This window comes from Pseudomonas sp. 14A (assembly GCF_018132745.1).
Taxonomy (GTDB): domain Bacteria; phylum Pseudomonadota; class Gammaproteobacteria; order Pseudomonadales; family Pseudomonadaceae; genus Aquipseudomonas; species Aquipseudomonas mercuritolerans.
In genome coordinates this window covers 256642-278893 of the sequence record NZ_JAGRQJ010000014.1, presented here as the reverse complement: position 1 = coordinate 278893, position 22252 = coordinate 256642, and the positions used below count along the sequence as shown (strand labels likewise).

The 22252-nt window shown below is 59.5% G+C and carries 16 protein-coding genes and 4 tRNA genes; 14 read left to right on the top strand and 6 right to left on the bottom strand.

Annotated features, from left to right (window positions below; translation table 11 throughout):
* Positions 1-115: 115 nt before the first annotated feature.
* From PS14A_RS15925 to PS14A_RS15880, 10 genes are all read left to right on the top strand, one after another.
* Positions 116-192, top strand: a tRNA-Arg gene (locus tag PS14A_RS15925).
* A 32-nt stretch (positions 193-224) separates the two neighbouring features.
* Positions 225-300 (top strand) — tRNA-His (locus PS14A_RS15920).
* Positions 301-357: 57 nt separating this feature from the next.
* Positions 358-442: transfer RNA gene (locus PS14A_RS15915), tRNA-Leu, on the top strand.
* Between the two features lie 77 nt (positions 443-519).
* Positions 520-595: transfer RNA gene (locus PS14A_RS15910), tRNA-His, on the top strand.
* 401 nt (positions 596-996) lie between these two features.
* Entirely contained in the window at positions 997-2307 is a 1311-nt protein-coding gene (gene tig / locus PS14A_RS15905; RefSeq protein WP_212616706.1) for a trigger factor, read from the top strand.
* A 92-nt stretch (positions 2308-2399) separates the two neighbouring features.
* A complete protein-coding gene (gene clpP, locus PS14A_RS15900; protein ID WP_016775336.1) occupies positions 2400-3035 on the top strand; it encodes an ATP-dependent Clp endopeptidase proteolytic subunit ClpP in 636 nt (211 codons plus the stop codon).
* A gap of 112 nt (positions 3036-3147) precedes the next feature.
* A complete protein-coding gene (gene clpX / locus PS14A_RS15895; RefSeq protein WP_016775335.1) occupies positions 3148-4431 on the top strand; it encodes an ATP-dependent Clp protease ATP-binding subunit ClpX in 1284 nt (427 codons plus the stop codon).
* 163 nt (positions 4432-4594) lie between these two features.
* Complete coding sequence (lon, locus tag PS14A_RS15890) at positions 4595-6991, top strand: endopeptidase La (protein WP_016775334.1); 2397 nt, start codon at positions 4595-4597, stop codon at positions 6989-6991.
* A gap of 149 nt (positions 6992-7140) precedes the next feature.
* Entirely contained in the window at positions 7141-7413 is a 273-nt protein-coding gene (locus PS14A_RS15885; protein ID WP_003183171.1) for an HU family DNA-binding protein, read from the top strand.
* Positions 7414-7640: 227 nt separating this feature from the next.
* On the top strand, positions 7641-9512 hold the full coding sequence (locus PS14A_RS15880; RefSeq protein ID WP_137214748.1) for a SurA N-terminal domain-containing protein: 1872 nt from the start codon (positions 7641-7643) through the stop codon (positions 9510-9512).
* Between the two features lie 721 nt (positions 9513-10233).
* Here PS14A_RS15880 and PS14A_RS15875 read toward each other — a convergent pair.
* Positions 10234-11439 carry an MFS transporter gene (locus tag PS14A_RS15875; protein WP_212616705.1) on the bottom strand — a complete coding sequence of 402 codons (1206 nt, stop codon included), beginning with the start codon at positions 11437-11439 and terminating at the stop codon, positions 10234-10236.
* 118 nt (positions 11440-11557) lie between these two features.
* Between PS14A_RS15875 and PS14A_RS15870 the strand changes: the two genes are divergently transcribed.
* Together PS14A_RS15870 and PS14A_RS15865 are read left to right on the top strand one after the other, a co-directional pair.
* Positions 11558-12457 (top strand): LysR family transcriptional regulator, encoded by a 900-nt coding sequence (locus PS14A_RS15870; protein ID WP_212616704.1) that lies wholly within the window; start codon positions 11558-11560, stop codon positions 12455-12457.
* A gap of 92 nt (positions 12458-12549) precedes the next feature.
* On the top strand, positions 12550-13410 hold the full coding sequence (locus PS14A_RS15865) for a DUF2242 domain-containing protein (RefSeq protein ID WP_212616703.1): 861 nt from the start codon (positions 12550-12552) through the stop codon (positions 13408-13410).
* Positions 13411-13799: 389 nt separating this feature from the next.
* Here the strand turns inward: PS14A_RS15865 and PS14A_RS15860 are convergent, their stop codons facing one another.
* Together PS14A_RS15860 and PS14A_RS15855 are read right to left on the bottom strand one after the other, a co-directional pair.
* The gene (locus tag PS14A_RS15860) at positions 13800-14840 is read right to left on the bottom strand and encodes an AraC family transcriptional regulator (RefSeq protein ID WP_212616702.1); all 1041 of its coding nucleotides are present in this window, start codon (positions 14838-14840) and stop codon (positions 13800-13802) included.
* Between the two features lie 3 nt (positions 14841-14843).
* Positions 14844-15974, bottom strand: coding sequence for a carbon-nitrogen hydrolase family protein (locus PS14A_RS15855; protein ID WP_212616701.1), 1131 nt, complete (start codon positions 15972-15974; stop codon positions 14844-14846).
* Between the two features lie 209 nt (positions 15975-16183).
* On the opposite strand from PS14A_RS15855, the gene PS14A_RS15850 reads away from it, so the two are divergent.
* Both PS14A_RS15850 and PS14A_RS15845 read left to right on the top strand, forming a co-directional pair.
* Positions 16184-18223, top strand: coding sequence for an NADPH-dependent 2,4-dienoyl-CoA reductase (locus tag PS14A_RS15850; protein ID WP_212616700.1), 2040 nt, complete (start codon positions 16184-16186; stop codon positions 18221-18223).
* A gap of 178 nt (positions 18224-18401) precedes the next feature.
* Entirely contained in the window at positions 18402-19328 is a 927-nt protein-coding gene (locus tag PS14A_RS15845; protein ID WP_212616699.1) for a pyridoxal-phosphate dependent enzyme, read from the top strand.
* Between the two features lie 3 nt (positions 19329-19331).
* Here the strand turns inward: PS14A_RS15845 and PS14A_RS15840 are convergent, their stop codons facing one another.
* The 3 genes from PS14A_RS15840 to PS14A_RS15830 form a co-directional block, all read right to left on the bottom strand.
* Positions 19332-19880: a cytochrome b gene (locus PS14A_RS15840; RefSeq protein ID WP_130911137.1), complete on the bottom strand. Its 549-nt coding sequence runs from the start codon at positions 19878-19880 to the stop codon at positions 19332-19334.
* A 196-nt stretch (positions 19881-20076) separates the two neighbouring features.
* On the bottom strand, positions 20077-20904 hold the full coding sequence (phnX, locus tag PS14A_RS15835) for a phosphonoacetaldehyde hydrolase (RefSeq protein WP_212616698.1): 828 nt from the start codon (positions 20902-20904) through the stop codon (positions 20077-20079).
* A gap of 141 nt (positions 20905-21045) precedes the next feature.
* Positions 21046-22155 carry a 2-aminoethylphosphonate--pyruvate transaminase gene (locus PS14A_RS15830; RefSeq protein WP_024013452.1) on the bottom strand — a complete coding sequence of 370 codons (1110 nt, stop codon included), beginning with the start codon at positions 22153-22155 and terminating at the stop codon, positions 21046-21048.
* Positions 22156-22252 lie beyond the last annotated feature (97 nt).

The following is a 22252-nucleotide window of genomic DNA, read 5'->3' as shown; positions in this document are numbered from 1 at the left end:
TCGTCGCACTTGTCGGGCACAGCCTAGCACTGGTTAAGAAGGTGAAGCGGAATCGAGGTTCTGCGACGCTGGAAAGCACTTAGTTTGTAGTCCTTTAAGAGTACAGATTAACAAGGCGCCCGTAGCTCAGCTGGATAGAGCATCCGCCTTCTAAGCGGATGGTCGCAGGTTCGAGTCCTGCCGGGTGCGCCATTAGGCAGCTTTGGCACAAGTAACGCGATATGGTGGGCGTAGCTCAGTTGGTAGAGCACGGGATTGTGACTCCCGTTGTCGTGGGTTCGATCCCCATCGTCCACCCCATATTTCGAAAGGCGCCAGATTTAACGGTCTGGCGCCTTTGCTTTAAAAGCTTCATCCGCGGATGTGGTGGAATTGGTAGACACACTGGATTTAGGTTCCAGCGCCGCGAGGCGTAAGAGTTCGAGTCTCTTCATCCGCACCAAATAAAGCTTCATCAATGCCTCGGGCCTGATGAAGTTTCGACAAAGAAGTTGTTTGGCTTTTTTGTTACGCAATATGGTGGGCGTAGCTCAGTTGGTAGAGCACGGGATTGTGACTCCCGTTGTCGTGGGTTCGATCCCCATCGTCCACCCCATATTTCGAAAGGCGCCAGATTTAACAGTCTGGCGCCTTTTTTGTTTTAGCGGTTTCGAAGTCCGGCCATGGTCGATTTCGAAGCGCAGGGCAGGGCACTTCATCGCTTTTAAAGGATCGGATGACGCTGAACTGCTCGTCGTTCCGGTTTTGCTGGAATGGCTGTCAGGGCTGATCTGATTGTTTCTTCTATATATAGAAGCGTTGATGCAGGGCCCTGACCTGAGCACTTGTATTCGCCAGTGGAGTGCACGGCATTCGTGCGGCGCTCCCTATAAATTGCCTGCTGTTTTTTTACCCGTTTCCAGTAGGGTGACTTCTTGAGTTTGACCCACTAGAATGCATGCCCTTGATTCTGGGGTCGGAAACGGCCGGCTAACGTCTGTGCAACGAGGAATATCCATGCAAGTTTCTGTTGAAAATACTACTGCTCTCGAGCGCCGCATGAGCGTCACCGTGCCGGCAGAGCGCATCGAGACTCAGGTCAACAAGCGTCTGCAGCAGACTGCCCAAAAGGCCAAAATTGCTGGCTTCCGTCCAGGCAAAGTGCCAATGAGCGAAATCAAGCGCCGTTTCGGTGCTGATGCGCGTCAGGAAGCTGTAGGCGATGTGATCCAGTCTTCGTTCTACGAAGCTGTGGTTGAGCAGAAGCTCAGCCCTGCCGGTTCGCCTTCGATCGAGCCAAAGTCGCTCGAAGCGGGCAAGGATCTGGAATACGTTGCTGTATTCGAAGTCTTCCCTGAGTTCACCGTTGCTGGCTTCGAAGGCATCACCGTTGAGCGTCTGAGCGCTGAAGTGGCTGACGCTGACCTGGACAAGATGCTCGACATCCTGCGCAAGCAGAACACCCGTTTCGAAGTGGCCGACCGTGCTGCGCAGAACGAAGATCAGCTGAACATCGATTTCGTTGGCAAGGTTGACGGCGAAGTGTTCGCTGGCGGCTCCGCCAAGGGTACTCAGCTGGTACTGGGTTCCGGCCGCATGATCCTGGGCTTCGAAGAAGGCCTGGTTGGCGCTAAGGCTGGCGAAGAGCGCGTTCTGAACCTGACCTTCCCTGAGGACTATCAGAACCTGGACCTGGCTGGCAAAACCGCCGAGTTCACCGTGACCGTCAACACTGTGTCCGAGCCTAAGCTGCCTGAGCTGAACGAAGAGTTCTTCGCTCAATTCGGCATCAAGGAAAGCGGCATCGACGGTTTCCGCACCGAAGTTCGCAAGAACATGGAGCGTGAACTGCGTCAGGCGATCAAATCCAAGGTCAAGAATCAGGTAATGGACGGTCTGCTGGCCACCAACCCGATCGAAGTGCCAAAGGCTCTGCTGTCCAACGAAGTTGACCGTCTGCGCGTGCAGGCTGTTCAGCAGTTCGGCGGCAACATCAAGCCAGACCAACTGCCGGCCGAGCTGTTCGAAGAGCAAGCCAAGCGCCGCGTCGTGCTGGGCCTGATCGTTGCTGAAGTGGTCAAGCAGTTCGACCTCAAGCCTGACGAAGCTCGCGTTCGCGAAATGATTCAGGAAATGGCTTCCGCTTACCAGGAGCCAGAGCAGGTCGTGTCGTGGTACTACAAAAACGAGCAGCAACTGAACGAAGTGCGTTCGGTTGTGCTGGAAGAACAAGTTGTGGATACTGTTCTGCAGAAAGCTAGTGTGACCGACAAATCGGTCTCCTACGAAGAAGCAGTCAAGCCGGTAGAAGCTCCAGCAGCCGACTGATTGATTTTGCGTTAGAAGTGCACACCATAAGCCAGCTCTCGAGCTGGCTTATGCGTATTCAAGACATAACTATTTGGGAGCGACTGCAGAGCATGTTCCGTAATTCTTATATTCAGCAGAACTCTGATATCCAGGCCGCTGGCGGCCTGGTCCCGATGGTTGTCGAGCAGTCCGCTCGTGGCGAACGCGCCTACGACATCTACTCGCGCCTGCTCAAGGAGCGAGTGATCTTTCTGGTGGGCCCGGTAGAGGACTACATGGCCAACCTGATCTGTGCGCAACTGCTGTTCCTTGAAGCGGAAAACCCGGACAAGGACATCCATCTGTACATCAACTCGCCGGGCGGTTCGGTGACTGCCGGCATGTCGATCTACGACACCATGCAGTTCATCAAGCCGAACGTATCGACCACCTGCATCGGTCAGGCCTGCAGCATGGGCGCATTCCTGCTCACCGCAGGTGCACCGGGCAAGCGTTTCTGCCTGCCGAACTCGCGCGTGATGATTCACCAGCCACTGGGCGGTTTCCAGGGCCAGGCGTCGGACATCGAAATCCACGCCAAGGAAATCCTCTTCATCCGCGAGCGTCTGAACATGCTGATGGCCAAGCACAGCGGCCGTACTCTGGAAGAAATCGAGCGCGATACCAATCGCGACAACTTCATGAGTGCCGAAGCTGCGAAGGAATACGGCCTGATCGACGAAGTGATCAACCAGCGTCCAGCTTAATATAAGCAGCGCAAAACAGGCCTGATCGGCATGTCCGATCAGCGGCGGGCTTGAAAAAGCCCGCAATAGCCTTCATCTTGTGTTGCAAGCCTATCGGATTTGGATCGAACGAATGACTGACACCCGCAACGGCGAGGACAACGGCAAGCTGCTCTATTGCTCCTTCTGTGGCAAAAGCCAGCATGAAGTGCGCAAATTGATTGCCGGCCCCTCGGTCTTTATCTGCGACGAGTGCGTCGACCTGTGCAATGACATCATCCGCGAGGAGGTGCAGGAAGCACAGGCCGAAAGCAGCGCGCATAAATTGCCTTCGCCTAAAGAAATCAGCGGCATCCTTGACCAGTACGTCATTGGTCAGGAGCGTGCGAAAAAGGTTTTGGCCGTAGCGGTGTACAACCACTACAAGCGCCTGAACCAGCGTGACAAAAAGGCTGACGACGTCGAACTCGGCAAGAGCAACATCCTGCTGATCGGCCCGACAGGCTCCGGTAAAACCCTGCTGGCCGAAACACTGGCCCGCTTGCTGAACGTTCCGTTCACCATCGCTGACGCAACTACCCTCACCGAGGCAGGTTACGTGGGTGAAGATGTCGAGAACATCATTCAGAAGCTGCTGCAGAAGTGCGATTACGACGTAGAGAAAGCCCAGATGGGCATTGTCTACATCGACGAAATCGACAAGATTTCCCGCAAGTCCGACAACCCGTCGATCACCCGCGATGTTTCCGGTGAGGGCGTGCAGCAGGCCTTGCTCAAGTTGATCGAAGGCACGGTCGCTTCGGTGCCGCCGCAAGGTGGCCGCAAGCATCCGCAGCAGGAATTCCTGCAGGTCGACACCCGTAACATCCTGTTCATCTGCGGCGGCGCGTTCTCTGGCCTGGAAAAGGTCATTCAGAATCGTTCCACCAAGGGCGGCATCGGCTTCAACGCCGAAGTGCGCAGCAAGGAAGAGGGCAAGAAAGTCGGCGAATCCCTACGTGAAGTCGAGCCTGACGATCTGGTCAAGTTCGGTCTGATCCCGGAATTCGTCGGTCGTCTGCCGGTCCTGGCGACACTGGATGAGCTCGACGAGGCTGCGCTGATGCAAATCCTCACCGAGCCGAAAAATGCTCTGACCAAACAGTATGCCAAGCTGTTCGAGATGGAAGGCGTGGATCTGGAATTCCGTTCTGACGCGCTGAAATCGGTCGCCAAGCGTGCCCTGGAACGTAAAACCGGTGCCCGTGGCCTGCGTTCGATTCTCGAAGGTGTATTGCTCGACACGATGTATGAAATCCCCTCGCAGTCCGAGGTGAGCAAAGTCGTGATCGATGAAAGCGTCATCGAAGGCAAGTCCAAGCCACTGTATATCTACGAAAACAGTGAGCCGACGGCCAAGGCAGCGCCGGACGCGTAAGCGTCTACCGCGCCGCAACAAGGAAGGGGCCTTCGGGCCTCTTTTTTTTTATGTCATTTTTTACCTCCGCTTTACGCTTGTTTTTTTTCGAGGCAGCCCCCATCTTGGTTTCAAGCTTAATTCCATCTGATTACGGCCATACGGCCGCCGTAGAGGCGAAATCATGAAGACAACCATCGAATTGCCTCTCCTGCCATTGCGTGATGTCGTGGTTTATCCGCACATGGTTATCCCGCTGTTCGTGGGGCGCGAGAAATCCATCGAAGCCCTCGAGGCCGCGATGACGGGTGACAAGCAGATTCTGTTGCTGGCTCAGAGAAACCCGGCTGACGATGATCCCGGTGAAGACGCTCTCTATCGCGTGGGTACGATTGCCACGGTTCTGCAGCTGCTGAAGCTGCCTGATGGCACCGTCAAGGTTCTGGTCGAAGGTGAGCAGCGTGGCACCGTCGAACGCTTCAGCGAAGTCGATGGCCACTGCCGCGCCGAAGTCTCGCTGATCGAAGAAGTCGACGCCGCCGAGCGCGAGTCGGAAGTCTTCGTGCGCACGCTGCTGTCGCAGTTCGAACAATATGTGCAGCTGGGCAAGAAGGTTCCGGCTGAAGTCCTGTCGTCGCTCAACAGCATCGATGAGCCGGGGCGTCTGGTCGACACCATGGCCGCGCACATGGCGCTGAAAATCGAGCAGAAGCAGGAAATCCTCGAGATCATTGATCTGTCGGCCCGTGTCGAGCACGTGCTGGCGCTGCTGGATGCTGAAATCGATCTGTTGCAGGTTGAAAAACGCATCCGCGGTCGCGTCAAGAAGCAGATGGAGCGCAGTCAGCGCGAGTACTACCTGAACGAGCAGATGAAGGCCATTCAGAAAGAACTCGGCGACGGCGACGAAGGCCACAACGAAATCGAAGAGCTGAAAAAGCGCATCGATGCGGCCGGCCTGCCAAAAGATGCCCTGGCCAAGGCGACTGCCGAGCTGAACAAGCTCAAGCAGATGTCGCCGATGTCGGCTGAAGCCACCGTGGTGCGCTCGTACATCGACTGGCTGGTGCAGGTGCCGTGGAAGGCGCAGAGCAAGGTTCGCCTCGACCTGGCCCGTGCAGAAGACATTCTCGACGCCGATCACTACGGCCTCGAAGAGGTCAAGGAGCGCATCCTTGAATACCTCGCCGTGCAGAAGCGTGTAAAGAAAATCCGTGGCCCGGTGTTGTGCCTGGTCGGTCCTCCAGGCGTGGGTAAAACCTCGCTGGCGGAGTCGATTGCTCATGCCACCAACCGCAAATTCGTGCGCATGGCCCTGGGTGGCGTGCGTGATGAAGCGGAAATCCGTGGTCACCGCCGGACCTACATCGGTTCGATGCCGGGAAGATTGATTCAAAAGATGACAAAAGTGGGCGTACGCAACCCGCTGTTCCTGCTCGATGAAATCGACAAGATGGGCAGCGACATGCGTGGCGATCCAGCTTCGGCGTTGCTGGAGGTGCTTGATCCCGAGCAGAACCACAACTTCAACGATCACTATCTGGAAGTCGATTACGACCTGTCCGATGTGATGTTCCTGTGCACCTCGAACTCGATGAACATCCCCCCAGCGCTGCTGGACCGGATGGAAGTCATCCGTCTGCCGGGTTACACCGAAGACGAGAAGATCAACATCGCCGTTAAATACCTCTCGCCGAAACAGATCGCCGCCAATGGTCTGAAGAAGGGCGAGCTGGAATTCGATGAGGAAGCGATCCGCGACATCATCCGTTATTACACCCGTGAAGCGGGCGTGCGGGGCCTCGAGCGACAGATCGCCAAGGTCTGCCGCAAGGCAGTCAAAGAGCATGCGCTGGAAAAACGCTTCTCGGTAAAAGTGACAGCTGATCTGCTCGAGCATTTCCTTGGCGTGCGCAAGTTCCGCTACGGCCTGGCCGAGCAGCAGGATCAGGTGGGGCAGGTGACTGGCCTGGCGTGGACTCAGGTAGGCGGCGAATTGCTGACCATTGAAGCCGCCGTGATTCCAGGTAAAGGCCAACTGATCAAGACCGGCTCGCTCGGTGATGTGATGGTCGAATCGATCACTGCCGCACAGACCGTGGTGCGCAGCCGCGCCAAGAGCCTGGGCATTCCGCTGGACTTCCACGAGAAGCGCGATACCCACATTCACATGCCGGAAGGTGCCACACCGAAAGACGGCCCTAGCGCTGGCGTGGGCATGTGCACGGCGTTGGTCTCGGCATTGACCGGCATTCCGGTGCGCGCCGATGTCGCCATGACCGGTGAAATCACCCTGCGTGGGCAAGTGCTGGCAATTGGCGGTTTGAAAGAAAAACTGCTGGCGGCACATCGCGGCGGAATCAAGATTGTGATTATTCCGGAAGAAAACGTCCGCGATCTGAAGGAGATTCCTGACAATATCAAGCAGGATCTGCAGATCAAACCGGTTAAATGGATTGACGAGGTCCTGCAAATTGCGCTGCAATACGCGCCGGAGCCCTTGCCGGATGTGGCTCCGGAGATAGTTGCCAAGGACGAAAAACGCGAGTCTGATGCCAAGGAAAGAATTAGCACGCATTAATACGTTTTAGCCTGGGGGGCTTTCCTTGACAGCATTTTAGAGCCCTTGTTATAAAGCGGCTCTTAAGTGTCTGTAGGCCATTCAGCACTCGTTTTTGCTTTCACCAAAAAACTTAGAAACATCTCAAAATAGATATAAGGGGACTTAGAGTGAACAAGTCGGAACTGATTGATGCTATCGCTGCATCCGCTGATATCCCGAAAGCTGCTGCTGGCCGTGCGCTGGACGCTGTAATCGAATCCGTCACTGGCGCTCTGAAGGCTGGCGACTCCGTTGTTCTGGTTGGTTTCGGTACTTTCTCCGTGACTGACCGTCCGGCTCGTACCGGTCGCAACCCGCAAACCGGCAAGACTCTGGAAATCCCGGCTGCCAAGAAGCCAGGTTTCAAAGCCGGTAAAGCACTGAAAGAAGCTGTTAACTGAGTTTTCAGGTTTTTACCCATCCGGGTCGGGGTCAAGCCTGACTTGGCAGCGGAGCGGTAGAGCAGGTGGCTGGAACAGACGCCTGTAACGCCGGGATCGAGGGTTCGAGCCCTGTCCGCTCCGCCAGTTACGAGAAGGCGCATCCTCGGATGCGCCTTTCTTCTATCCGGATTCTACCCACGCTCCACGGTTGCCTAAATTGAAGTTCAACCGTTTCTGGGGGACGCATGCTGCAGAATATCAGGGACAATTCACAAGGCTGGATTGCCAAGACCATTATCGGGGTCATCGTTGCACTGATGGCCCTGACCGGTTTCGATGCCATTTTCCAGGCCACGACTCACAAGAACGAGGCGGCCAAGGTCAACGGTGACGAAATCAGCCAGAACGAGCTGAGCCAGGCCGTTGATATGCAACGCCGGCAGCTGATGCAACAGCTGGGCAAGGACTTCGATGCTTCCTTGCTCGACGAAAAGATGCTGCGCGAATCGGCGCTCAAAGGCCTGATCGACCGCAAGTTGCTGCTGCAAGGCGCCGAACAGGCGAAGTTCTCGTTCTCCGAAGCCGCGCTGGATCAAGTGATCCTGCAGACGCCTGAATTCCAGGTTGACGGCAAGTTCAGCTCCGAGCGTTTCGACCAGGTGATTCGTCAGCTGGGTTACAGCCGCATGCAATTCCGCCAGATGCTGGCTCAGGAAATGCTGATCGGCCAGTTGCGCGCTGGTGTTGCCGGCAGCGGTTTCGTCACCGACGCCGAGGTGCTGGCATTCGCCCGTCTGGAAAAACAGACCCGTGATTTCGCCACTCTTAACGTCAAGGCTGACCCGGCTGCGGTCAAGCTGACCGATGACGAGGTCAAGGCTTACTACGACGAGCACGCCAAGGAATTCATGACGCCGGATCAGGTGATCATCGATTACGTCGAGCTGAAGAAGTCGTCGTTCTTCGATCAGGTCGCGGTCAAGGATGAAGACTTGCAGGCGGCGTATCAGAAAGAGATCGCCAACCTGTCGGAACAGCGTCGTGCCGCGCACATCCTTATCGAAGTGAACGACAAGACAACCGAAGCGCAGGCCAAGGCGAAGATCGAGGAAGTCCAGGCGCGTCTGGCCAAGGGCGAGAAGTTCGAAGCGCTGGCCAAGGAGTTTTCGCAGGATCCGGGCTCGGCCAACAATGGCGGTGACCTCGGTTATGCCGGTCCTGGCGTTTACGACCCGGCTTTTGAAAAAGCCCTGTACTCACTGTCGAAAGACCAGGTGTCCGAGCCGATTCGTACCGACTTCGGTTACCACCTGATCAAGCTGTTGGGCGTGGAAGCGCCTGAAGTGCCGACCCTGGCCAGCCTGAAAGACAAGCTGACCCGCGAACTGAAAGCTGCTCAGGTCGAGCAGCGCTTCGTTGAGGCGACCAAGCAACTGGAAGACTCGGCGTTCGAAGCCTCCGACCTGGCGCAGCCGGCAGCGGATCTGAAACTGACCGTCCACACTTCCAAGCCGTTCGGCCGTGAAGGTGGCGAAGGTGTTGCGGCCAACCGTGCCGTAGTCACTGCTGCGTTCAGCCCCGAAGTGATTGATGAAGGTGCCAACAGCACCGCCATCGAACTGGACCCGGAAACGGTGATCGTGCTGCGTTCCAAGGAGCATCTGAAGCCTGCGCAACTGCCGCTGGAAAGCGTGAGCGCGGCGATTCGCACTCAGTTGACCAAAGAGCACGCCAGTGCCGAGGCCAAGACCCGTGCCGAGAAGCTGATTGCTGATCTGCGCGACGGCAAGGCGCCGCTGGACAAGGCCATCGACGGTCAGAACTGGAAGACCACCGAAGCGGCCACCCGTGGTCAGGAAGGGGTTGATCCGGCTGTGCTGCAGGCGCTGTTCCGTATGCCGAAGCCGGCTGCCAAGGACAAGCCGACGTTCTCCAGCGTTACCTTGCCGGATGGCAGTCTGATGGTTGTGCGACTCAACGGTGTTAACGAAGCTGCTGCGCCTACTGATGAAGAGAAGGCGCAATATCGTCGCTTCCTCGCTTCGCGTGAGGGGCAGCAGGACTTTGCGGCGTATCGCAAGCAGTTGGAAGCTGAGGCGAAGATCGAGCGGTTCTGATCTTTTGACTGACGTTTGAAGGAGCCCCGGCCTGATGGTCGGGGCTTTTTTTTGTGCCTTGGCGGCCTTTGGGCCGGCCATGCTCTGGGTGGTTTGGGTGAATATCCGTTTTTTGCGGTGTAGCGGCTGGCGGTTTCGCCCTTACGGCGAGTCACCTTTTCCAAACGCCGGAGTGCCGGCCCAGCGAAAAGGTAACCGAAAAGGCTTGCTCCTACGTTCGGCCCTCGCAGGCTCGGGTTCCTTCGCTACGGGACTGATCCGGGCGCAGCGGCTCCGGTTTGCTTCGCTGCACCTCCTTCCGCTGTGTCTGGCTGTGCCAGACGGTCGCTGCGCTCCCATACCCGGATCAATCCCTCCGCTCAGCCTTCCGACGTCGCCGGTGGATCAAGATCAAAAGCACTCGAGCTTGCGCTCATTGTTGAGTGGGGCGGCTTTGCCGCGGGCAGCTGCGCTGCTTTGGTTTTCTGTGCGAGCCCTGCTCGCGATGGCGCCCTGCTGGTCAACCAGTTTCCATCAGATACCTACGATCCAACTGTAGGAGCTGCCGAAGGCTGCGATCTTTTGATCTTGCTTTTGCTTTTCCGTGGGAGCTAGCCTGCTCGCGATGGCGGCGTGTCAGCCGCCCGATCTGCAGCTGACTGACTCGGTTCAAATGTGGGAGCTGGCTTGCCAGCGATAGCCCTTTTCTCACGACTGATCTCTTGCAGGACACCCCGCAATCTCACCGCCCCGACGCAAACCCATGCCCCCTGGCCATCACCGCCGCATACAGCGTCAACACCAGCAACCCCGCAACAATCCAGGGAAATGTCCCGACCCCGACATTCCCCATCAACAACCCGCCCGCCAATCCTCCGCCGGCAATACCGACATTCCAGAGTGTTACCAGCATCGATTGCGCGGTGTCGGCTGCTTGAGAAGCAGTTTTCGCTGACGCGGTTTGCAGGAGCGAGGGCATTGCGCCGAATGCCAGTCCCCAGACGCTAACGGCCGCGTAAACCACGCCGGGCGATGCGCGCCACAGAGCCAAGGCTATCGCCGCGAGCAGGAACAGTGCCGCACTCCCGAGTACCAGTTCACGCAACCAGCGATCGATCAGGCTGCCGACGATCCACAGGCTCAGCACCGAGGCCAGGCCAAACGCCAGTAGTACACGGTCAATTTCCGAAGCCAGGCCAGAAGGGTGCAAAAACGGTGCGATGTAGGTGTACAGCAGGTTATGCGCCACGACGTAGGACAAGGTCACAAACAGCACCGACCTTATGCCGGGGAGGGTAAATACCTGACGCAAGGGCAGGCGCTTTCCTTCAGGTTCGCCGGCGAAGTCCGGGACTCGCAGGCGCACCCAGATCACCAGCACCAGGGTCAGCGCCGTCATGATCGCAAAGCTCAGTTGCCAGCCCACCATCGTTCCCAATAGCGTCCCGGCTGGTATGCCAAGGGATAACGCCAGTGGCGCGCCGAGCATGGCGACGGTGATGGCACGGCCTTGCAGATGGGAAGCGACCATGCGGCTGGCGTATCCGGCCAGGAGCGCCCAGAGCAGGCCGGCGAAGATGCCAGCGATGAAACGTGCGCCAAGGGTCAGCCAGTACAGCTCGGACACGGCAGTGATGCTGTTGGCCACGGCGAAGCCGGCGATTGCGGTCAACAGCAATGGTTTGCGGCGCCAACTGCGGGTGGCGAGGGTCAGGGGGATCGCTGCGAGCATTGAACCGACGGCGTACAGCGTGACCAATTGCCCGATCAGCGCTTGAGATACGTTCAGGCCGGCGCTCATTTGTGGCAGCAGTCCCGCTGGCATCGCTTCGGTCATGACAGTGATGAAACCTGCCGTGGCCAGCGCCAGCAGTGCGCCGTAGGGCAGGCGTTCGCGGTTTTCGGTCGGTTGCGCAAGCGCAGAGGAGGCGAGGTGTGCGTCGGTCATTTTGCTGCGTCTCTGTTGTGGTCAATGTCGAGACACAGGGTAGGGCGCTGCGCATTGCGGAAAAACAGGTTAGGGTTCCGAACATATCGGACACGGATGTCGCTAATCGGAGGTATTAATGGACAGCCTGGGTAGCATCTCGGTATTTGTGCAGGTCGCCGAGACTCGCAGTTTCACTGAAGCCGGCCGCTTGCAAGGGGTGTCATCGTCGGCGATCGGCAAAAGCATCGCGCGGCTGGAAGCGCGGCTTGGCGTGCGCTTGTTCAATCGCAGCACTCGCAGCATCACCCTGACCTCGGAAGGCGCGTTGTTTCTCGAGCGTTGCCGCAGGATTCTGGCGGAGGTGGAGGCGGCGGAGTTCGAGCTGTGCAATGCCACCTCGGCGCCCCACGGTCGGCTGCGGATCAGCCTGCCTCAGGTGCACGAACTGGTCATGCCGGTGATGACCGAATTCATGGCGCTGTACCCGCACATCGAGCTGGATCTGGACCTCACCGACCGTATGGTCGATGTCATTGATGAGGGTTTCGATGCGGTGATTCGTACCGGCAAGCCCAAGGATTCACGGCTGATGGCGCGGCCGCTGGGCGAGTTTCATCTGGTGCTGGTGGCGAGCCCGGAGTATCTGCAACAGCGGGGCGAGCCGCGCACCCCGGGCGATCTGGCCGATCACGACTGTCTGCGCCACACCTTTCATGCTACCGGCAAACTGGAAGCCTGGCCGTTGCGCCGCGCGGAGGGGGCGCCGGAACCGATATTGCCGCTGCGCCTGCTCAGTACCTCGATCGAGGCGGTGCAGCATGCGGTGCTCGCAGGGATGGGCATCGCCTGTCTGCCGGATTTCATGGTGCGCGAAGCGGTGCGCGAGGGTCGCTTGCGCCGGGTACTTGATGAGCATGTCGAGCACGCGGGACAGTTCTGGGTATTGTGGCCGTCGAGCCGACAAGCCACGGCGAAATTGCGCGCGTTGATCGATCATTTGTGCGCGCGGCTTTTTCCCGGCGCTCATGACCGGTAAAGTTGTAACCGATTCTTGACACTATTCCATGCGCCATGGGGCGGCGATCTGTTGCACAATACGCCCCGGACTGTTTTCCCTCAGGATGTTCAATGTTGATTTCCACTCCCATGCGTGTTGTCGGGCTGGCGCTTTTGTTGACTGCGGTGGCCGGTTGTTCGAAGGACAAGCCGATCTATGAGCATGAGAACTTCGATGACTCCGGCACCTTTTCGCGCAATTATCCGGTAACCGACACCGCCAGTTGCGAAGCGGCCCGGCGTGCGTTGCTCAGTCAGGGCTACATCATTACCAGCAGTGATCCGAAACTGGTCAGCGGTCACAAGAGTTTCCAGCAGACCGGCGAGACGCACCTCGAGATCAGCTTCAACGTGGTCTGTGCCGAAGATGGCAGCGCCGGGCATCACGCGACGGTGTTCGCCAACGCCTTGCAGGACCGTTACGCGCTGAAGAAGACCAACAACTCGGCCAGCCTCGGGGTTGGTGTATTGGGCTCGGTGTCGATGCCGATCGGCTCTTCGGACGACTCGATGGTCAAGGTCGCCAGTGAGACCGTCACCGCGCAGAAGTTCTACGAACGTTTCTTCACCCTGGTCGAGCAATTCCTGCCGGCCGATGCGAAGAAAGCGGCGCATATCGAAGAAAAACCGAAAACCGACCTCGGTGTGCCGGAGCCAAAGGCCGCGCCTGCACCGGCTGCTGCACCACTGGTGCCGACCCCTGCGGCGGAGCCGTCACCCGCGCCGGCTGCGGAACCAGCACCGGCCCCGGTTGAAGCCGCGCCAGTGAGTTCCGAGCCGGTGGTGCCGCCAGCGGAGTCGACGCCGATTACGCCTGCGCCAGCGCCCGTGGAAGAGCCAGCGCCGGCCAGCGAAGCCATCACGCCACCGACCAACCCGGATATTCCGCCACCGTCCGAGCCGATTCCGGCGATGCCCGCGTCGGGCCAATAAGAAACCAAGCGAAACCCTGTGGGAGCGAGCCTGCTCGCGAAGGCGGTGTATCAGTCGACAGATGATCAGACTCACACACCGCCTTTGCGAGCAGGCTCGCTCCCACAGTGGTTTTCGGGTTGGTTTAAGATCTGGTTACATACCTGCGACATCATCGCCGCGATAAATCCCTAACCACCTGCTACGTTTTATTGATGAAGGTCGCGTTTCACTTTTCCTTCACACGGGCACTTTATGCTCGGGGCACTGGTCGATTGATCAGGCCATTTTCACAGCGAGCAGTTGGGGGGATTTATACGATGGATGAGTATCAGGAAGAACTGCTCGAATATCAGGCCTTTGAACTGGATCAACCAGAGCCGGCAGACGACGCGACGGAGCTCTGAGCTTCAGGCTCCCGAGCGGTAATTTCGTCGGGATTCGCCGGGCGTCTGCCCGCTCCAGCGTTTGAATGCGCGTTGGAAAGCTTCGGCTGAGGCGAAGCCCAGCAGGTAGGCGATTTCGCCGAACGCCAGTTCGGTGTCGCGGATATAGGTCATCGCCAGGTCCCGGCGTGTGTCATTGAGGATCGCGCGGAACTGCGTGCCTTCCTCGGCGAGCTTGCGCCGCAAGGTCCAGGTCGGCAGTTTCAGGCGTGCCGCGACTTCTTCAAGGTCCGGCTCGCGGCCACCATTGAGCAATGGCCCGAGCAGCTGAGTGATGCGCTCGCGCAGGCTGCGGGTGCGGGTCAGCTGTTCCAGCTCGCGCTCACACAGGTGCAGCAAATGTCGCCAGGTGCTCGGGCAGTGTTCTGGATTGCGCAGGGCGAGGCTGCTCAGGCTGAGCCGCAGTTGATTGCGCTCGGCGCTGAACTGGATCGGGCAATCGCCGAGTACCGCGTAAGCCTCGCGGTAGTCCGGCGCTTCGAACTCGATTTCGATCCGCTCGGCGCGCAACGTTTCGCCGCACAGGCTCGACAACTGATGCAGCCAGCCAGCGAGGATCGAGTCGACCACGAAGCGGTTATAGGCGTTGTACGGGCTGATCGAATAGAAGCGCAACCACGCACCGTTGGCGTCTTCGTGGAAACTGGACTGCCCGCGATAGTTGGAGCCGTATAGCGGTTCGAAGCGCGTCAGGCAGCGGGCCGCTTCGCGCACGGTGGGCGCTTGCGCGGCGGTGATGCCGGCCAGGCCTGCCTGATTCAAGCGGATCATCCGCCCCATGCGCAGGCCCAGGGCCGGATCGCCGGTGAGTTGAATCGCCGCATGGCCCAGGCGCATGTACCGCGGGATCGACAAGCGTGCCCCGGCCTCGGCCAGCCGCGCGGCATCGAGGCCGTATTGCTCAAGCAGAGGCAACGGGTCGGCGCCATGGCTACGCACGGCGTCGGCCAGACTATGGACGAAGCCCACCGAGAGATCCCCGAGGCGCATCGGCTGTGGTTTCATGGTTTACAGCCAGACGTTCAGCAAACGCGCACCACGGGCCTCGCCATCGGCGAACTGCTGGCCGTTGCTGCTGAGGAAGCTTCTACCGGTACTCGGCTTGTCCCAGAACTGCCCGCGCATGAACACACTGACGCCGGCAATCGCGCGGCTGCTCGGCGGTTGCGCGGTCAGGGTCAGTCGATGCCAGGCCTGACCTTCGCTGAGGTCGCCGGGCTTGAGGCTGACCGACCCCGGCGTGCTCGAACCCTTGTAGCCGCGCCATGGTTTATCCCAGGCGCCATGGCCGATGACTTGCGCCGGCACGGCCACCAGTTGCGCGCCTTGTTCATCGAGGGTGCGGTAGTTGCCGGGGTACCAGCTGTCGCTGCCGATCAGGATGCCGAGACGTCCGGCCGGGGTGTCGACAACCTGGATGGCGTGCTTGTCTTCGGCCTGAAGCACTCCCTGCTGGTCGAAAATCGGGTGCATCTGCCGTTGCGGCTGGCCCAGCGGTATGCCGTCGCGACCAAACACCACGCTGCTGTTGAACAGGGCGCCGCTGCCGGGCTTGAGCTGGCCGTCGCGGATGCTTGGCTCCGGCAGCACGATGGAGCCGGCTACAAGAGTGACCTGGAACTCCTTGGCCAGACCGCCGAACAGCGCCTGGTAATCCTTGGCCATGGCTTTGGATTTCATCCGCAGATAAGCATCGTCCAGACGTTGCTCGCCCTTGGCCCGCAACCACGCGCGGGCGAACAGCAGCGGATTGCTTGCCGCCAGCCAGTTCATCGCCTCCGAAAGGGTTGGCGCCTGATACAACTCGTCTTTCTCGCCGCTGATCATCAGCCAGGTGCCGACGTGCTCGGGCAATACCACCACGGTTTTTTCATTGAGCAAGCCTTGCTCGCGGGCCTGCTGAAGATACGCCGCAAGCTTGCGGTGCAGGCGTGCGGAGCTTTGGTAATCGGTGGGGAACAATTCGGGCTGGATGCCGAGCAGATTGCCACGGTCGCCGGGCGTGCCCTGATCGACGGCGAGCTTGATGCGCAGATCCGACAGGTAATGCCCCGCCGGCCGGTCTGCCGCCCACATGGCGTAGGTGGTCAGGACGGCAACGAGGGCCATGGAGAAAAACAGATACAGAAGTTTGCGCATGAAGAACCAACAACAGCCGGGTACAGGATGTGCCGACTAGGGTAGGGCCCATGGCTCGGGTTGCCAAGGGGCGCTGTGCATTTGGATCAATAACTTGTCAGTTACGGTCATTGAGTGACAGCGGTGCGACTCTTAGTCTGTCGAGCATGACTGACGGGGGACGCAGAGCTCCCGCAATTTTTCCGTGATCGCTCGTTGTGGAGTTACCGATGACCGCCGCTCATTACCCGCATCTGCTGGCCCCGCTGGACCTGGGATTCACCACGCTGCGTAACCGCACCCTGATGGGCTCGATGCACACTGGCCTGGAAGAAAAGCCGGGTGGCTTCGAACGCATGGCGGCGTACTTCGCCGAGCGTGCCCGTGGCGGTGTCGGCCTGATGGTCACTGGCGGTATCGGCCCGAATGATGAGGGCGGCGTGTATTCCGGCGCGGCCAAGCTCACCACCGAGGAAGAAGCGCTCAAGCACCGCATCGTCACCCGTGCAGTGCATGAGGCGGGCGGCAAGATCTGCATGCAGATTCTCCACGCCGGCCGCTATGCCTACAGCCCGAAACAGGTAGCGCCGAGCGCGATTCAGGCGCCAATCAACCCGTTCAAGCCCAAGGAGCTGGACGAAGAGGGCATCGAAAAGCAGATCAGCGATTTCGTCACCTGCTCGGTATTGGCGCAAACCGCCGAATACGACGGCGTCGAAATCATGGGTTCGGAAGGTTATTTCATTAACCAGTTCCTCGCCGCCCACACCAACCACCGCACCGACCGCTGGGGCGGCAGTTACGAAAACCGCATGCGCCTGCCGGTGGAAATCGTCCGCCGCGTACGCGAAGCCGTTGGACCGAATTTCATCATCATCTTCCGCCTGTCGATGCTCGATCTGGTCGAAGGTGGCAGCACCTGGGATGAAATCGTCATGCTGGCCAAAGCCATCGAGCAGGCTGGCGCGACCATCATCAACACCGGTATCGGCTGGCACGAAGCGCGGATTCCGACCATCGCCACCAAGGTTCCGCGTGCGGCGTTCAGCAAGGTCACGGCCAAGTTGCGCGGCTCGGTGAGCATTCCGCTGATCACCACCAACCGCATCAATACCCCGGAAATCGCTGAGCAGATCCTTGCCGAGGGCGATGCCGACATGGTCTCGATGGCCCGGCCGTTCCTCGCCGACCCGGATTTCGTCAACAAGGCTGCCGAAGGCCGCGCCGATGAAATCAACACCTGTATTGGCTGCAACCAGGCGTGCCTCGACCACACCTTTGGCGGCAAGCTCACCAGTTGCCTGGTCAACCCGCGCGCCTGTCATGAGACTGAGCTCAACTACCTGCCGGTGCAGCAGATCAAGAAAATCGCCGTGGTCGGTGCCGGCCCTGCCGGTTTGTCCGCTGCCACCGTGGCCGCCGAGCGCGGTCATCAGGTGACGCTGTTCGATTCGTCCAGCGAGATCGGTGGCCAGTTCAATATCGCCAAACGCGTGCCGGGCAAGGAAGAGTTTTTCGAAACCCTGCGCTACTTCAAGCGCAAGTTGCAGACCACCCATGTCGAGGTGTGCCTCAATACTCGCGTCGACGTGGCGAAGCTGGTTGAAGGCGGCTACGACGAAATCATTCTCGCCACCGGTATCGCCCCGCGCGTGCCGGCGATTCCGGGTGTCGAGAATGCCAAGGTGTTGAGTTATCTGGACGTGATCCTCGAGCGCAAGCCGGTTGGCAAGCGTGTCGCGGTGATCGGGGCGGGTGGTATCGGTTTTGACGTTTCGGAATTCCTCGTCCATCAAGGCATAGCCACCAGTCTGGATCGCGCGGCGTTCTGGAAAGAGTGGGGCATCGATACGCAACTGGAGGCCCGTGGTGGTGTGGCGGGAATCAAAGCGGCGCCGCATGCGCCGGCCCGTGAGGTGTTCCTGTTGCAGCGCAAGAAGACCAAGGTCGGCGACGGTCTGGGCAAAACCACCGGCTGGATTCACCGCACCGGTCTGAAGAACAAGCAGGTGCAGATGCTCAACAGCGTTGAATACCTGAGCATCGATGATCAGGGCTTGCACATCCGCATCGGCGAAACCGGCGAGCCGCAATTGCTGGCGGTGGACAACATCGTGATCTGCGCCGGACAGGATCCGTTGCGTGAGTTGCATGACGGTCTGGTCGAGGCTGGACAGAACGTGCACTTGATCGGCGGCGCGGATGTTGCGGCGGAGCTGGATGCCAAGCGCGCGATCAACCAGGGTTCGCGCCTGGCGGCTGAGCTCTAGAAATACCGCGTAACCTGTGGGAGCGAGCCTGCTCGCGAAAGCGGAGTGTCAGCTATAAAGACTTCGACTGACACGACGTCTTCGCGAGCAGGCTCGCTCCCACATTGGTGTACGGCGAATGGCAGGATTTTTGCGGCTCGCTGTTAAAATGCCGGCTCTTCAAACAGAATCGGCATTTATGCTTTCGCGTCCCCCCGACTGGCTACCCCTGGCCCCTCTCGAACCCCTGCATCTGGACTGGCTGACAACCGCCGGCGTCGAAGTCGCGATCCTGCGTCTCGACCAGATTGATCGGCTGATCAGCGGCAACAAGTGGTTCAAACTCGTCGAACACCTCAAAGCCGCAGAGCGAGCCGGCGCCGAGGGCATCATCAGCCTTGGCGGTGCGCATTCCAACCACCTGCATGCGCTGGCGGCGGCGGGCAAACGGCTGGGCTTCAAAACCGTGGGACTGCTGCGCGGGCACCCGCAGGACACGCCGACGGTGCAGGATCTGCGAGCTTTCGGCATGCAGTTGCATTGGCTGGGTTACGCCGGCTATCGCGCGCGGCACGAAACTGGGTTCTGGACACCATGGCAGGCGCAATATCCGACGTTGCACGCGGTGCCCGAGGGCGGTGGTGGACTGGCCGGCGCGCTGGGTTGCGCAGCGATCAGCAAGCAGGTCGATGAACAGTTGGCCAAGTTGGGCTGGGATGATTTCGACACCTGGTGGCTGGCCTGTGGCACAGGCACAACCCTGGCCGGACTGGCGCTCGCCGAGAAAGGCAGGCGCTCACTGTATGGCGCGCTGGCCGTGCCGGACGATCACGGGGTAGCGCCGAACATCGAGTCGATCCTTGCGCAAGCCGAAGATACCGCGTCGGGCTATCAGTTGATTGATGCCAGCCGTGGCGGTTTCGCCAAGGTAGACGAGGCGTTGCTGACCTTCATCGAACAGACCGAGCAGGCCAGTGGTATCCCTCTGGAACCGCTATACACCGGCAAGGCTTTGCTGGCGCTCCGGCAACGTATCGAATCCGGTGGATTCGCCGCCGGCACGCGTCTGATCTTCATCCACACGGGTGGCCTGCAAGGGCGACGCGGGTTTGCCGCAACGCCCTGACGCTCAGCCGCGCTTGGGCATCATCCGCAGAAGGGTGTTATCGCGCACCACGTAATGGTGATAAATACCCGCCAGCGCATGCAGGCCGATCAGCCAATAGCCGAGCGTGGCGACCAGCACATGCCAGCCTTCGACTTGCTTGGCGAACGCCTTGTCTTCACCCACCAGCAGCGGCAGATCGAAACCGTAGAACATCACTTGATGGCCCTCGGCGCTGGTGATCAGCCAGCCCAATATCGGCATGCTGAGCATGAACAAGTACAACGCCCAGTGCATCAACCGCGCCACGATGGTTTGCCAGGCGGGTGACGCGGGGAAGATTTTCGGCGCAGGGCCGAGGCTGCGCGCGAGCAGGCGAAACCAAACCAGCACGAATACGGTGAGGCCGAGCAAATAGTGCATTTCGCGAATCAGCGTGCGGCCGCCGCTGCCCTTGGGGAAGAAACCACGCAATTCCATGCTGGCGTAAACCAGCACCAACAACACCAGCATCAGCCAATGCAGCAACACCGAAACGGTGCTGTAACGCGATTCCGAGCTTGTCCACGGCATACGTTGCTTCCTCACGGGTCAGGGATGAAACCGACCGTTCTTGAGTGACGGCATGGGTTAACTGTAATCCGCTTTGGCTGTTTTGCCCGAGGCTGACTGGACTTTCCCTGCGCTGGATCAGCGGTTTGTGCATTCTTCATGAAAAAACGCCAGTGTCGCGAGGGACACTGGCGTTTTTCGGTGATGCGCGGCGCGATCAGCTCGATTGCGGCATCTCGCCGTTGCCCAGACGCTTGTTGATGTCGGCGATCACTTGCGGCAGGTCGCTGATGGTGTCGATCATGTAGTGCGGGCGCGAACTTTCAAACAGCGCGTGGATGCGCTGGCGTTCGCTGGCCAGTTCGTCGCTACCCAACGCGCGGAAACCTTCATAGTCCAGGCCCAGCGCATTGCCCGAGCAAATCAGCGCAACCGTCCACATGCCGGCCCGGCGACCTTCGAGAATGCCCGGCACGGTGTCGTCGATCTTCACGCATGCCGCAACATCGTCGATGCCCAGAGCGATCACGTTGGCCAAGGCTTGCGCCGGCCATGGCCGACCATTTGGCACTTCGTCGGTGGCGACAACGTGGTCGGCGACGTAGCCGTTACTGGCGGCGAGTTCGACGACTTTGTCCATCACCGCTTTCGGGTAGCCGGAGCAGGAACCGATCTTGATCCCTTGCTCGCGCAGTTGGGCGATGGCGTCCAGCGCGCCGGGAATCAGTGCCGAGTGCTCGGCGATTTTCTCGATCTGCAACGGCATGAAGCGGTTGTAGATAGCGGTGACGTCATCGTCGGTCGGCGTGCGGCCGAACACCTTGCGATAACGCTCGGCCACTTGCGGCTGATCACAGAGGGTGCGGATGTGATCCCACTTGCCCATGCCCATCGGCCCACGGGCTTCTTCGATCGATACCTGCACGTCGAATTCGGCGAAGGCCTCGACGAAAATCTGCGTTGGCGCGAACGAGCCGAAATCGACCACGGTACCGGCCCAGTCGAGGATCGCGGCTTGCAGCTTGCTTGGATTGGTGTAGTTCATGGCAATCAATTCCTGAGTTGTAATGCAGTTCAAATGTGGGAGCGAGCCTGCTCGCGAAAGCGGTCTGACATCAGCCTATGTGTCGCCTGGGACGACGCTTTCGCGAGCAGGCTCGCTCCCACAAGGGATTTTTGGTGGGGCTCAGATGTCGAGCACTTCCATTTCGCGCAGTACTTCACCCACCGCTGCCACGGCCTGGCGCATTTCGTCCGGGGTGACGTGGCCGATGCAGCCGACGCGGAAGGTTTCGACCTGGGTCAGTTTGCCCGGATAGAGGATGTAACCCTTGGCCTTGACCCGCTCGTAGAAGTCCTTGAACTGGTAACGCGGATCCTGCGGCGCATGGAAAGTCGCGATGATCGGCGCCTGAATCGCCGCCGGCAGGAAACTGCGCAAGCCGAGCTTGTTCATCTCTTCCATCAGCGCCTGACAGTTCGCCGCATATCGCGCATGCCGCGCCGGCAGGCCGCCTTCTTCGCTGTATTGCAGCAGTGCTTCGTGCAGCGCCGCGACCACATGGGTGGGCGGGGTGAAGCGCCATTGCCCGGTTTTCATCATGTAGGCGTGCTGGTCGTACAGGTCCATCGCCAGCGAGTGCGAGTTGCCAGCCGCGGCGGCCAGGGATTCCTTGCGGGCGAAGACAAAACCCATCCCCGGTACGCCTTCCAGGCATTTGCCGGAAGCGGCAATGAGCGCGTCGAATGGCACTTTTTGCGCATCCACCGGCAACGCGCCAAAGGAGCTCATGGCGTCGATGATCAGGCGTTTGCCGTGTTGCGCGACGACCTCGGCGATTTCCGCCAGCGGATTGAGAATGCCGGTGCTGGTTTCGCAGTGGATCAGCGCCACGTGAGTAATGTCAGCGTCGGCGCGCAGCAAGCGGTCGACGTCAGCGGCGGTGGTCGGTTCGTCTTCGGCGGTTTCGAAGGTGCTGAACGAGCGGCCGAGCACTTCGCAGATCTTCGCCAGGCGCTTGCCGTACGCGCCGTTGATCAGCACGAGGATTTTGCCGTCGCGCGGCACCAGGGTGCCGATCGCCGCTTCGACGGCAAAGGTGCCGCTGCCCTGTAACGGTACGCAATGGTGGCTGGCGGCGCCGTTGAGGATGGCCAGCAATTGCTCGCAAAGGCTGGCGGTCAACTGGTTGAAGCGGTCATCCCACGAACCCCAGTCGACCATCATGGCCTGGCGGGTGCGGGCCGAAGTGGTCAACGGGCCGGGAGTAAGCAGAATCGGTGCGGCGGTACTCATTCGTGTGTCCTCGCGAAAACGCTGTGGGATGAAGCTACGGGGCCTACGTTGCAATTCGCCGTTGCATCAATCAAATTGTTTGTTGTTATGCCAGCCA

Bases quoted from the DNA above. Each gene is read 5' to 3' on its own strand.
- PS14A_RS15830 (WP_024013452.1), bottom strand. From the start codon at position 22,155: ATGAGTACCGCCGCACCGATTCTGCTTACTCCCGGCCCGTTGACCACT.
- PS14A_RS15855 (WP_212616701.1), bottom strand. From the start codon at position 15,974: ATGCGCAAACTTCTGTATCTGTTTTTCTCCATGGCCCTCGTTGCCGTC.
- PS14A_RS15870 (WP_212616704.1), top strand. From the start codon at position 11,558: ATGGACAGCCTGGGTAGCATCTCGGTATTTGTGCAGGTCGCCGAGACT.
- clpP (WP_016775336.1), top strand. From the start codon at position 2,400: ATGTTCCGTAATTCTTATATTCAGCAGAACTCTGATATCCAGGCCGCT.
- phnX (WP_212616698.1), bottom strand. From the start codon at position 20,904: ATGAACTACACCAATCCAAGCAAGCTGCAAGCCGCGATCCTCGACTGG.
- PS14A_RS15850 (WP_212616700.1), top strand. From the start codon at position 16,184: ATGACCGCCGCTCATTACCCGCATCTGCTGGCCCCGCTGGACCTGGGA.
- PS14A_RS15840 (WP_130911137.1), bottom strand. From the start codon at position 19,880: ATGCCGTGGACAAGCTCGGAATCGCGTTACAGCACCGTTTCGGTGTTG.
- clpX (WP_016775335.1), top strand. From the start codon at position 3,148: ATGACTGACACCCGCAACGGCGAGGACAACGGCAAGCTGCTCTATTGC.
- PS14A_RS15865 (WP_212616703.1), top strand. From the start codon at position 12,550: ATGTTGATTTCCACTCCCATGCGTGTTGTCGGGCTGGCGCTTTTGTTG.
- tig (WP_212616706.1), top strand. From the start codon at position 997: ATGCAAGTTTCTGTTGAAAATACTACTGCTCTCGAGCGCCGCATGAGC.
- PS14A_RS15860 (WP_212616702.1), bottom strand. From the start codon at position 14,840: ATGAAACCACAGCCGATGCGCCTCGGGGATCTCTCGGTGGGCTTCGTC.
- PS14A_RS15875 (WP_212616705.1), bottom strand. From the start codon at position 11,439: ATGACCGACGCACACCTCGCCTCCTCTGCGCTTGCGCAACCGACCGAA.
- PS14A_RS15845 (WP_212616699.1), top strand. From the start codon at position 18,402: ATGCTTTCGCGTCCCCCCGACTGGCTACCCCTGGCCCCTCTCGAACCC.
- PS14A_RS15880 (WP_137214748.1), top strand. From the start codon at position 7,641: ATGCTGCAGAATATCAGGGACAATTCACAAGGCTGGATTGCCAAGACC.
- lon (WP_016775334.1), top strand. From the start codon at position 4,595: ATGAAGACAACCATCGAATTGCCTCTCCTGCCATTGCGTGATGTCGTG.